The 12873-nt window shown below is 44.8% G+C and carries 10 protein-coding genes; 5 read left to right on the top strand and 5 right to left on the bottom strand.

The window, feature by feature from the left end; genetic code table 11:
* Positions 1–169 precede the first annotated feature (169 nt).
* The 4 genes from galK (at position 170) to ACR2PX_RS06065 (ending at position 6265) form a co-directional block, all read left to right on the top strand.
* Complete coding sequence (galK, locus tag ACR2PX_RS06080; RefSeq protein ID WP_433998467.1) at positions 170–1333, top strand: galactokinase; 1164 nt, start codon at positions 170–172, stop codon at positions 1331–1333.
* An 891-nt stretch (positions 1334–2224) separates the two neighbouring features.
* Positions 2225–4324, top strand: coding sequence for a protein-disulfide reductase DsbD family protein (locus tag ACR2PX_RS06075; protein ID WP_433998466.1), 2100 nt, complete (start codon positions 2225–2227; stop codon positions 4322–4324).
* A gap of 156 nt (positions 4325–4480) precedes the next feature.
* The gene (locus ACR2PX_RS06070; RefSeq protein WP_433998465.1) at positions 4481–5221 is read left to right on the top strand and encodes a DsbA family protein; all 741 of its coding nucleotides are present in this window, start codon (positions 4481–4483) and stop codon (positions 5219–5221) included.
* A 324-nt stretch (positions 5222–5545) separates the two neighbouring features.
* Positions 5546–6265 carry a DsbA family protein gene (locus ACR2PX_RS06065; protein WP_433998464.1) on the top strand — a complete coding sequence of 240 codons (720 nt, stop codon included), beginning with the start codon at positions 5546–5548 and terminating at the stop codon, positions 6263–6265.
* Positions 6266–6480: 215 nt separating this feature from the next.
* Here the strand turns inward: ACR2PX_RS06065 and ACR2PX_RS06060 are convergent, their stop codons facing one another.
* The 5 genes from ACR2PX_RS06060 to ACR2PX_RS06040 form a co-directional block, all read right to left on the bottom strand.
* Entirely contained in the window at positions 6481–6906 is a 426-nt protein-coding gene (locus tag ACR2PX_RS06060; protein WP_433998468.1) for an H-NS family histone-like protein, read from the bottom strand.
* 365 nt (positions 6907–7271) lie between these two features.
* The gene (locus tag ACR2PX_RS06055) at positions 7272–7964 is read right to left on the bottom strand and encodes an MBL fold metallo-hydrolase (RefSeq protein ID WP_433998463.1); all 693 of its coding nucleotides are present in this window, start codon (positions 7962–7964) and stop codon (positions 7272–7274) included.
* A 316-nt stretch (positions 7965–8280) separates the two neighbouring features.
* Entirely contained in the window at positions 8281–9993 is a 1713-nt protein-coding gene (locus ACR2PX_RS06050; protein WP_433998462.1) for an AMP-binding protein, read from the bottom strand.
* A gap of 234 nt (positions 9994–10227) precedes the next feature.
* Positions 10228–10947, bottom strand: coding sequence for a hypothetical protein (locus ACR2PX_RS06045; protein ID WP_433998461.1), 720 nt, complete (start codon positions 10945–10947; stop codon positions 10228–10230).
* Positions 10948–11079: 132 nt separating this feature from the next.
* Complete coding sequence (locus ACR2PX_RS06040) at positions 11080–11739, bottom strand: TetR/AcrR family transcriptional regulator (RefSeq protein ID WP_433998460.1); 660 nt, start codon at positions 11737–11739, stop codon at positions 11080–11082.
* 231 nt (positions 11740–11970) lie between these two features.
* Between ACR2PX_RS06040 and ACR2PX_RS06035 the strand changes: the two genes are divergently transcribed.
* On the top strand, positions 11971–12591 hold the full coding sequence (locus ACR2PX_RS06035) for a TetR/AcrR family transcriptional regulator (protein ID WP_433998459.1): 621 nt from the start codon (positions 11971–11973) through the stop codon (positions 12589–12591).
* Positions 12592–12873: the final 282 nt, after the last annotated feature.

Genomic DNA, 12873 nt, shown 5'->3' with positions numbered 1-12873 from the left:
GCATAAAGGCGGTAAAAGGCTGCCAATCTGTAAAAATGAGCAAATCACGTCGGAGATATGGATGTTTTTTGCTCATTTTGTGATTTTGGATATCTGAATAACCTATTCTCGGTCAGGCTCCTAGTCAAAATCAGGACTTTTCAGTCTTCCCCTTATCCGTCAGGAGCTCATGATGGCAAGCTTGAAGCAGGATCTGACCCATCTATTTGAAGAAAAGTTTGGTAGCAAACCTGAGTACTTTTTCCAGGCACCCGCTTGTATAAACCTTATGGGTGAACCCGCAAACTACCATCAGGGATTTGTACTTCCCTGTGCCATTAATTATCGAACTCTGTTGGCAGCCTCAGCCAGAGGCGATGAAAAAATCGTAGTCACCAGCGCCAACTTTCAGGGAGAGATGACAGACTTTGAATTGACCGTCCCTATGGCTGCCAGTGTGCGTGCCACCTGGTGCAATTACCTGAAAGGTGTGGCGACCAATCTCATTGATCGAGGTTTTTCTCTCAGAGGCGCCAACATCGCATTGTCTGGTGATATCCCCATGGCAGAGGGACTTGGTTCCTCTGCCAGCCTTGAGGTTATTGCTGCACTGGCTTTGACTCATATGTCAGGCTATGACCTGGACGCAAAAGATCTGGCGGTCATCGGCCAGGAGGCAGAAACTGACTATATAGGCGTCAAATGCAGTGTTATGAAACAGATGGTTTGCGCTCTGGGCAAAAAAAATCATGCCTTGCTGCTAGATTGCAGAAGCCAGGAAAGTCAGCAGATCTCTATTCCTGACGAACTGACATTGCTGGCCATTGATCCGAATAAGAAAAGAGCCCTCATCAATAACGAGTTCAATTCACGCCACCACGAGTGTGAGAAAGTCGTCCGTCATTTTAAGGTGCGATCCATTCGGGATATTTCACTGGATGATCTGGAAGCAGAAAAGACGAAACTGGAAGCTACGGCCTATCGCAGAGCCCGACATATCATTTCTGAAAACGATAGGACTCAGCAAGCTGCAGCAGGCCTGGCCAGTGGTAATATTAAACTCATGAGTCAACTCATGGCGCAGTCTCATGTCTCGATTCAGGAAGACTTTGGCCTCAATGTACCTGCCATTAATGCCATTGTTGATATTGTCAGCCAGGTTGTGGGGGAGCACGGAGGAGTCCGCATGATGGGTGGAAGTCTCGGCAACAATGCTGTGGCCTTGATTGCAAAAGACAGAATCGGGGAAGTCAAAACGGCTATTACACAGGAGTACACCAAAAGAACAGGGCTTGAAGCGGTTATCTACGAATTCCAGACAAGTCATAGTGCCTCCATCCTGGCTAATGAGTAAATCCAAAATGTCAGCATTCAGCTTTCTCAGAAAACATCATAGTTTGACAAACCCTGAATCACACACAACCAAAATAAAACCCACTTTTAAAGCAGGTTATACACAGAATCCGATCGTTTAATAAACTACGATATGCGTATATATATGTATATCGTAAGACCTTGATATATCTAACCCCTCTCTTGTTGATCATTTTTTGATCAAATCAAGAATACCCTTTAATTTCGGGCACTTTATGAGTTATCCACAAGTAATTCAGAGTGTTGATCAGTTATTTTGTTGAAAAAAATCATCGCCCCTTTCAATCCACCTATAAGTGCCAGCCACACCGTGAATCCTCATCAATGGGTGCATTTCACAAAACAGCTACCCAATGACAATATTCAAATATATAAATCCCGAACTCAAAAAAATTGACCGCAACGGAGTACTTATGACTATTGGAGCCTGTAAGATTTGAATTTAAGCTGTCGGGTAGAATGAGAAACGCTCAAAACCATACAAAGACAGAATGAATAAGAAAATTGTGAAAATAATCAAAGAAAAATCATTTTTTTTGAATCCAAACACTGAAAGCCAGCGTATCCCCTGTGGACGAACTTATAGCTGCCACTGAGCGGCCACCATTTTACCCTGGCATTGTTTTTTTCAGGTAGACGTTGGGCAAGGTTGAGACACAACCCATGTTTTTTACTGTGTGGTTTCAGCCCATGTCATTAATCGATATACAACGGTTTGCCTGAATTTATCGGGATATACATGAACAGACGATCGCTTAATCAGCATTCAGCCACAGACTGTACTTCAACAGTTTCCAGGAATAGTAGGCAGCATTCAGCCACAGACTGTACTTCAACAGTTTCCAGGAATAGTAGGCAGCATTCTCTGCTTATGTTCTTCGCCTTGTGTCTGGTGTTACTCCTTTCTCTTCTGAATCAACCAGCCTATGCACTTTCAACCGACTGGCTGGTCAACCCACAACAGCCTGAAGCCAGAGTCAGGTTGCATTTCTCAGGGGAAGAAGATCCTGATAGCCGTCAACTTTCAGCGGCACTCGAAGTCCAGTTATCAGGCGACTGGAAAACCTACTGGCGATCTCCGGGCGAAGCAGGTATTCCACCAGAAGTCGACTGGCGTATAAAACAAGAGCAGGGCAGCAGCAATATAGAGAATGTAGAATGGCTCTGGCCTCTACCTGAACGCATTGAAATGCTGGGACTCCATACTTTTGGCTATAAAAACGGAACGGTTTTTCCACTCCTGATCCAGGTTGAAGACCTGAATAAACCGGTCTCCGTCAGTGCCACACTGCAACTGTCTTCCTGTACCACTATATGTGTGCTGACTGACTACGATATTCAACTGGACTTCATACCTTCAGAGTTAGAGACAGACCCTGAAGCTTCGTTCCTTATTGATAAAGCGTTATCCCAGGTTCCGACTTATATGCCGGATACCGGACTGAGCACAGAATCTGCTGTATGGGATAAAGGCAGCAACAAAGTCGTTGTGACTGCCAACTCAGAAGCTGGCTGGGAAGAAGATGTCGATGTCATTATCGATGGCCAGGAAGACATTACTTTCAGTGTTCCAACCATCAAAATCCAGGGCAATCAGCTTAAAGCTGTCATGGAAGCTTCAAGCTGGCTGGGTGACTACGACCTTTCCGGTGAATCTGTCACTATCACTCTGCTCAACGGCGACAGCGCTCTTGAAAAATCCCTGCCTGTTGATAAAGGTATGGTCAGCTCTCTGCCGGGTGACACCAACGCAGCCAGTCTGATTGTGCTGCTGGGCCTGGCCCTGCTGGGAGGCCTGATTCTAAATCTTATGCCTTGCGTCCTGCCGGTTCTTGGCATGAAGCTTTCTTCGGTATTACACGCTTCAGGACAGGAAGCCAACCTGACTCGCAAGCAGTTCCTGAGCTCTGCAGCCGGTATTATTTTCTCTTTCTGGTTACTGGCAACATTCCTGTGGGTGCTCAAACTGACTGGCAATAGCATAGGCTGGGGCATCCAATTCCAGAACCCATGGTTTATCGGTTTCATGGTAGCTATTACTGCCCTCTTTGCTGCTAACCTCATGGACCTGTTTGAAATTCGTCTGCCCTCTTTCATGACAACCAAATTGGCCACAACGGGCGATAACAGCACAGCCGGCCATTTTGTTCAGGGGATGTTCGCTACACTTCTGGCAACCCCCTGCTCAGCGCCCTTCCTGGGAACAGCGGTAGCCTTTGCCTTATCCACTAACAGTTTCAACTTGTTTGCCATTTTCACAGCTCTGGGCATAGGTCTGGCACTGCCTTACCTGTTGATTGCAGCGCGACCTTCACTGTTGAAGTGGATGCCGAAACCCGGCAACTGGATGATAAACCTGCGCCGTATACTGGCCCTGATGCTGCTGGCCACCACCTTGTGGCTGACCAGCCTGCTTCAGGCTTTTCTGCCGGTATATCTGCTACTGATAATCGCCCTGATTCCTACCGTGCTGATTTTGCACCGTCTCTTGACCAATATGATGCCTCATTCCGGAAAAGGACTGGTGCTACTGCCAGCCCTGTTCCTGTCATTGGCTATTGTTCTCTTTGGGGCCTGGTCAGCCGGCCTGTTCACCCCTGAAAAATCAACGTCGAACAATCTAACCTGGCAACCCCTTCAGGAACAGGAAATTGCCAGTCTGGTGGCCGAGGGCAAAACCGTCTTTGTGGATGTCACTGCCGACTGGTGCATTACCTGCAAGGCGAACAAAATCAGGGTAATCGATAGGGACCCAACCAACAGCCTTCTACAAAAAGACGGTGTCGTCACCATGAAAGGTGACTGGACTCGACCTTCAGACGAGATTAATGCCTACCTGCAGAAAAATCGACGTTTTGGAGTCCCTTTCAATATTGTCTATGGCCCGGGGGCACCGGAAGGATTGCCGCTACCGGTTATTCTCGACCATGAAACTGTTGCAGCAGCTATCGAGCAGGCATCGTCCAGATAGAACCATGAAATGAGCGTGAGAAGCTCCTCATCAAGATCATGATGGAATCCTTTTCACTTTTTATGACCAGAGCTGACTGTTTCTATAACAGGCGGGCTTTGTGTCTATGAACTGTATTGAGCAGTTCAGAAATCCGCGACTGATTCATAGAAGTACATGATGAAGAAAACACTGACACTGACATTGACTCTGACTCTGACTTCGGCACTGCTGATGGGCTCTTTTAATCTGCAGGCAGCCTCTCTGGATGACTCACAGAAACAGGAAGTAAAAGACCTGGTTCGTAAAACACTGGTTGAAAACCCAGACATTCTGATAGAAGCCATGAATGAATTGAGAAAAAAAGAAGTGGCTGTTCAGCAACAGTCAGATCAGCAGATTCTATCCGCCAGGAGCCAGGCTCTTTTTGGAAACTCCGACAACCCTGTGATTGGCAACCCCAACGCCAAACTGACCATTGCTTACTTTACCGACTATAACTGCCAATACTGTAAACGGCAGGATCCGATTCTGAGAAAAATCACAGAAGAGAATCCAAATGTTAAGTTCGTCATAAAAGAAACCCCTATCCTGGGCCCTGCTTCGACAGAAGCTACACAATATTCTCTGGCGACCTTCAATCAACAGAAAGATAAATATACGACCATTGGCCATCGCCTGATGTCAAAGCCTGGCAAGCACAATAGCAACTCCATAAAAGCAGCCTTTAAAGCCGAAGGTATCGATGTTAAAAAGCTGGAAATTAATGCTGCTGTTGCCAAACAAATTAATGACAATCTGAAGTTATTCCAGGAACTGGGACTAAGAGGCACTCCAGCCATTGTATTCCCGGATGAAATGCTTAGAGGTTATACCGATGAATCCGTTCTGAGAGAAATGATCAAAGAACGCACCTGATCTCAATCTTTGTCTGACTGACAATACTCCCCTCTTTTTTATAAGTAAGAGGGGTTCTCCCTCTGCTATTTGAAATAAATCCTTCTTATATCGTTAAGAAATGAACAGTGTGTCAACACCTGAAATCTCAATGCAATGTAATCATTTAGTAATTTCACGCCTAACCGTCTAGAGCCAGACACCGCAGCCTATTAGTCTTTGCCATTGCAACTGAATCATGACAAAGTGACAACCAAAGTCATTTCGCCCCCTGAAGCCGAATCGCACACTTCTTAGCTTCAGCTACGACTCAGGGAAATAAATACTGACTCACAGATGAGCACGATGAAAAAAACTCTTATTCTCAGCACTACCTTATTGATGAGCTCGCTCAACCTTCAGGCAGCTCCTCTGGATGACCAACAGAAACAGGAAGTCAGAGAGCTGGTTCGTAAAACCCTGGTAGAAAACCCGGATATCCTGGTTGAAGCCATGAACGAACTGAGAAAGCAGGAAGTAGCTGCACAGCAGAACGCTGACCAGCAACTGCTGAAAGCCCGTCACAAGGACCTTTTTGAGAACCCTGAAAACCCGGTCATTGGCAATCCGAAAGCCAAACTGACGATCGCCTATTTTGGTGATTACAACTGTGGCTATTGCAAACGTCAGGATCCTGTCCTGAAGAAGATCGTTGAAGAGAACCCTGATGTGAAAATCGTCGTCAAGGAACTCCCTATACTCGGCCCAGAGTCCCGTGAAGCCGCAGAATTGGCCCTGGCTACCTTCAAGCAGGACAAGAGCAAATACCTGTCTGTTAACCAGCGTTTGATGTCTAAGCCCGGCAGACACTCCAGCAGCTCTATTAAAGCGGCTCTGAAGGCAGAAGGCGTCGATTCCGACAAACTGAAAGTAGACGAATCCGTCAGCCGACAGATCAATGACAACCTGCGTCTGGCACAGGATCTTGGTATTCGCGGAACACCTGCACTGGTATTTCCTGATGAAGTATTAAGAGGTTATACCGAAGAAGGAGCTCTGAAGGAAATGATTAAGCAGCGCCTCTAATCATTTGAGTAGCTGTTTTTAAAGACTCATGGACGGTGATAAACGTTATTGATCAGCACCGTCTATGAAATACGACGTAGCAAGATGTTATCCATAATAAAAACAGCTTCTGATCACAGAAATAAAAAACCCCTGATCATCCGGGGTTTTTTATTTGACATCCTGACTGTCTATCAAGTTGAGCAATATTAGCTTCTCGACCTGATGTTTTAAGATTAAAGCTCAGCAATAATACAATCTTTGCGCTCTTTTCCTGTCCGTGTCAGATATTCAGTAAACTCTGCTGGAATACGACCAGTGGTAGCTCCCTCCCAGTCAACTACAGAGCCATCGGTTTTTTCATATTGAAAATGATAGCGCTGTCTAGGCTTTCCTTTGCGTACTTTCTCAACAACAGCAGAAGACTGCAGATCATCAAGGGTCAGACCTTTTTCCTGCAACTGACCAAGAATGCTTTCAACAGCTTCTCTTTTTAGACCTTCTTGTTCCTTTTGTTCGTTATGCTCACGAATTTTTTCTTCATGGATCGCTTCTACGCGTTTGATAACGTTCTGTATATCTTCAACATGCATATCCTGAAACAGTTTACGCAACTGTACTTTTGATTTCAGGATATTCAAGGACTCTTCAAAAATGTTCATTAGGAAAAACCAGGATAGGCAATATTTGGCAAGAGCCAAAAGTACCATTGCAATGGCTAGCTGTAAACAGTGTCGTCCATAAATTATGACTTTAAACAAATCAATAATTAATTCGCCAAGAAAATTTACAACTGCCTGTGTAATAGTTTTTAGATATTTTCACTCCATCACAGTGGAAATAATAAGTAAAAAAGCAACATCTCTATCAATAATCAATCATACGACCAATCAACTTAAGCCATACGTCTTAATGTGATGGTCTTATAACTAAAAATTGTTTCGGATATTATGATTCTCAAGTTTATTACTCATAAGAAGTGATCTACAGCAATCCAAATAAAAATGGCATCAGTATTTATCAACATTTATTGACCGCAGTGTAAATTAGCGGGAATCGCCTGATCCATAAACCGAGGCCTTGTCAGTTTCAGGGAAGACATCAGCTCTTCATACTCACTGCAATCTGCGACCTGAAGCCTGGGATTAAACAGCCTCTCTTCCTTAAGGGTACTCATGGTCATACCGTTGTAATCATGCCCGGGAAACACTTTTGTACTTTCAGGCAAGGTCAGCAGCTTTTTAAAAATACTATTGTATTGTTGACGCGATGAACCATTCTGAAAGTCCGTTCTCCCAGTTCCCCTGATCAATAAGGTATCGCCTGTAAAAAGTAAGTACGGAGTCACTTTATTGAGAAGAAAGCAATACGAATCATCTGTATGGCCCGGTGTATAAATGGCACTCAGGTTAATCTCGCCAGCTGAAATCAGGTCATTATCCTGAAACGTTTTACTGACGCCAGAAGATCTTGCAGGTATTCCTTGATAAATAGTGCATCCTGTCTCTTTACTCAACAAACCGGTACCGGTTATATGGTCTGCATGCAAATGAGTATCAACAACTATTTTAAGCGTTAGATCCAGCTCATTTAATAACTGAATATATTGATCCGTCATTTTTTTAACCGAATCAATCAAAATCGCTTCTTTGCTCACTTCATCACCCAGAAGGTAACTGTATGTGCAAGTTTCTACTTCTAACAATTGTCTGAAAATCATCCCCTATTCTCACTTGAAGAGTCTATGGATAAAGCATAGATGCAGAATTAATGAATGACTGTTCAAGAAAACAAAATTATCGCCCAATAAGTAGAACAACAATCCCATCTTGCGACATGTCTATTCGATTGTTCACGAAACAGAAATAATACCGAGTTCATCATAAGATCTAAAGAAGATTACACTGTCATTCTTATGCCAAGAATTGGTGGGAGGGGAGTATCCAAAAAGAATCACTAAAACGACACAGGCTCATTCAAGCAAGGAGCCTGAATAAGCCTGTGTCATAGAGTCAACAGAAACAACTTTTATAGCATCAAGCTGTTTCTAGTCTCTTAAGTTCTTCAGCACGTAGGTCCTTCCTTAACACCTTACCAACGGGTGTCATCGGAAGTTCTTCTCTAAATTCTACCTGTCTGGGAACCTTATAAGCAGTCATATTCTTACGACAATAATCCTTCAACTCCTGCTCGGTAACACTTTTATCCTGAGGAATAACAAACAGTTTTACCGCTTCTCCGGTTTTATCGTCGGGTATTCCGATTGCTGCACAGTTCTGAACTTTATCGTGTTTGACAACAACATCTTCAATTTCATTCGGATAGACATTAAAACCGGATACCAGAACCATATCCTTCAGACGGTCGACAATGCTCACATAACCATCCTCCTGAATAATGGCTATGTCACCCGTACGGAACCATCCATCGTCATCCAGCACCTCAGCCGTAGCCTCAGGACGATGCCAATAACCCGCCATCACCTGAGGTCCTTTTGCACAAAGCTCTCCGGCTTCACCAAAAGGTAACTCCTTACCTTCATCATCAATGACTTTCAGCGCGGTTCCCGGAACAGCTATACCCACGGTGCCGTCTTTAACAAAATCACCCGCAGGGTTAACCGTCAAAACCGGCGATGTTTCAGACAGACCATAGCCCTCACCAATACGACACCCTGTCAGCTCAAGCCAACGATCTGCTGTCGCCTGCTGAAGCGCAGTACCTCCGGAGTTGGTAGCCCGCAGATCAGAAAAATCGATATTCTTAAACTCAGGATGATTCATCAAACCAACAAACAAAGTATTGAGACCAATGAATGTATTGATACGCCAGGGCTTAATGGTTTTGATGAAGGTATCAATATCTCTGGGGTTGGCGATAAAGATACTGTGCCCGCCCAGAGAGAAATATGACAGCAGGTGAACCGTGAAAGCATAAATATGGTAGAGAGGCAGAGGCGCCACTACGATATCGCCATCAGGGTTAGAAACTGAACTACCATCGGCGTTTACCTGTCTTCTCAGCTCTGCCGTCTGCAGAACATTACTGACCAGGTTTGCATGGGTCAGCATTGCGCCTTTGGCTACACCTGTGGTTCCGCCGGTGTATTGCAATGCTGCCAGGTCTTCTCGGCTGGCTGGTTTGGGTGGTTTGAATGTTTCTTGGCTGCCCAGTGCCATGGCCTGCCTGAACGATACGGCTTTAGGAAGGCTATAACCCGGCACCATTTTCTTGATGTGTTTGATCGCGAAGTTAATCAAGGTGCGCTTTGGCCAGGGCAGAAGATCGCCCAAATCAGTCACTATCAGATGCTCAACACTGGTTTCAGGCAGTACTTCCTCAATCAGGTGCCCAACGATATTGACACAGACCAGAGCTTTGACTCCTGAGTCATTAAACTGATGCTTGATCTCTCTGGCGGTATAAAGAGGATTGATGTTAACAATGACCATTCCTGCCTTAATAGCACCAAATGCAACCACCGGGTATTGCAGAATATTGGGCATCTGAAGGGCAATTCGATCACCCGGTTGCAGGTTAGTATGTTGCTGCAGGTAGGCTGCGAATTGGTCGCTTAGTCTATCCACTTCTTTAAAGCTGAGTGTAACTCCCAGGCCTGTAAAGGCGGGCTTGTCTCCATGTCTATCAACAGCATCTGCAATCACTTCCCCAAGATTACAGAAGGCTCTAAGGTCAATATGATCCGTTATTCCAGGTGCGCGTTTGCCATCCCAAAAAGCTACTTCCATGGAGGGGTCCTCGTCTTATTGTTGTTTATGTCGTCCGGGGTGCCACCGGTTGCGCTCAGGTTTTTTAACCAGAACGCAAGTGCATCATACCTGCTTACTCAGCACTCTTGAATCAGTTTTGTAATATTTTGTTAATTTCTGGAAGATTTTCAGAGACAGTAAATAACTGTTTTTATGAGGGAAAGTCAGCGTGACAGCAGATCAGGCCAGATCTGCTGTCAGGAGTCGTTGAGATCAGCTATCCAGCGAACGCTGCAGGATAACGGCCATAGACAGTGCGTGTCGCTTAACCAGCTCCGGCGCTCTAAAATCCATTTTTAAAATAACTGGCTTGATATAGCGCCACTTAGCTGCAAATGAGTGATCAGCAACCGGTGTCACCCTGATCGACTCACTGAGCTCTGCAACCATTTCTTTGACATTACTGTTCTTAGTAATGTCGTATGTCATAGCCACTTCATTGCCCATGAACACATAGATTGAGGTAATCTGCAGCAACGACTCCAGTTGTCTGGCTCTAATTTCAGCTTCAGTTTCAGCACTCATTCGATCATTGATCAAGTTGCTTAATGCCTCTACTGAACCTTCAAGCCTTTCTCCAAACTCCCAACTTGGAATACCTTTTTCCTGCCAGTTCAAAGCAAAATCCTGGGCAGACGCCTGCACCCTATTCTTGGCATTAAGCAGCACTTCTTCAGGATCATCGACATTAAACAATCTCTGTTGCATAGAGAGCTCAACAGGGTAAACGTCGATATTGGGTCCTGTGTCCGAGTAAACGTCAATGGACGACCAGGTTTCAATTTTGATTCTATAGCTGTCGATCATCAGTCCCAGTAGCGCAACATCAGTGTGAGTGATTGACCAGCTGAAAGAGGAAAAAGTGAAGGTAAGCAACGCAAGAAAGCGGTGAAAGCGTGTTCTTTTTTGAACTCTGCTATTGGGGAGAGTCATAAGCAACATCCTTATTTGATCTCATATTTTTTTATTGTTGTTATTGTTGTTATTGTTGTTATAGGCGCAATATATTCCTCACAGGAATCAGTTGCAAGCCCGATTAAACCATACAACTTCCTGCTAACCCCTTCATGAAGAGGCCTGATAATCATTCTGTAGTAAATAAAGCCTGGCAAGGCTGATCAGCTCATCCCTGAAGAGCTCCTGATCAAGAATATCAGGGTTATCAGTGACTGCCGACAGCATAATGCCTTCTATTGCTCTGGTAATAATAAAGGCTTTGAAATCACAATCCCCCTGAGACCACCCGGAATGACTCTCACTGATCATAATGCTGATCCAGTTACTGGCAGCCTGCATCCAGGACTGATTACCATCGATAAATGGCCTGCTACCCACATAAAAATCAGCTTGATGAGTCTGATAAAAGTACCGGTGCAGAGCCAGAAAACGTCGCTGGGCTGTCAATAGAATATCGATAATGACAGTGATGGCTTCATCGGGTGTCACCTGATGATTCAATTCATCAAACAGAGGCATCAGACCCGCTATCTCGTCCGTTACCATCACTTCAAAAGTGTGAGCAACTACGCTTTCTTTGTTATCAAACCACCGATATAGAGAAGCGATATTTACACCAGCGACCTCAGCGATATAATTGGTATTAAGCGCTTGGGGACCTTCCTCTTTCAGGATCTTTCGACAAGCCTGAACAATGGCCTCTACAATCCTTTTTGACCTCAGCTGTGTAGGCAGCTTTCTGGAATATTGTTTCCTGCTGTCCTGCATGACCTGAACCCGAGTGCTGTTTAATACGTCGTGAGTAGTTTAAAATAGGACGCAGTCGATGTTCAGGTACTTTTACGCCTGTTTGGACTGACAATTTCCGCCCCTTCTGATATAACCCCCTCCATATTTGAAGCGGTAATCTGCTTAAGGAACCCGTCAGACTTATGCTTTCAAGTATAAGTTTTAGTAGAACGACACGTTCCCAGGCTGTTCGACTCAAGGTGACCCCCATTGCGCAAGGACACTATCGCCACCCGAAGTCTGCTGATCAATACAGCTGAAAAGCTGTTTGCTGAAAAAGGCGTTGAAAGCACCACCCTGTTCGATGTATTCAAGGCATCCGGTCTTAAAAATCGCAGTGCCCTGCAATATCACTTCAAAGACAAACCCGGACTGATTAATGCGGTTTTAAACAAACACTCTGAATCAGTAGCCAAAATCCGTTCAGAAATGTTGAACGAGCTGGAACATAGAGATTCCCATACCCTTTACGACATCATCCGGGCGATTGTCCTTCCTATGGCTACCCAGCTGGAAAACCCTGACGGCGGAGAAGAGTTTATTCAACTCCACAGTCAACTAATGGTTTCAAAGCAATATCGGGAACTCAGAGCCCAGCGCCCTGAGTATATGGAAGAAAAAATCAGAATCATGACATTGATTCGTCCTTTCCTGGCTACTGACAAGCCCGTAGAAAAAATGATGGCCTGCAGCCCTCTCTTTGACAGCCTCCTGATTCACGGACTAGCCCGGTATAAGGACTGCAGTCTCCAAGTCAGTCGTGAGGTCTATCTCCACACCATAATCCAAGCCATCGTGGACCTGTTAATGCAGCCTCATAAGGTGACCTAGCATATTCACGATTTAGATTGACACTATGGAAGAGGCTATCACTGTCGTCTTAGGTATGTTTGATATAGAATCCGTTTAGCAAATACTCTGTAAATGGATTCAACATGAGTACAATGATTTTTACCAAAGAAAAAATCAATGAAATGGTGAAATTTTGGTAACTGCTCAGAATTCGTAGGGAGTCAACACACAGGCATCAAAACTTTGTGTATTCGAGTCGGGCATAATCTCAACCCATGAAGCCGTCCAAAACCTCAGCACTTGAAACAGAAGTCAGCGAAC

Source organism: Endozoicomonas sp. (assembly GCF_051008435.1).
In the GTDB taxonomy this organism is placed as follows: domain Bacteria; phylum Pseudomonadota; class Gammaproteobacteria; order Pseudomonadales; family Endozoicomonadaceae; genus Endozoicomonas_A.
The sequence above is the reverse complement of the archived record's forward strand: the minus strand, read 5'-3'. Positions and strand labels throughout refer to the sequence as shown.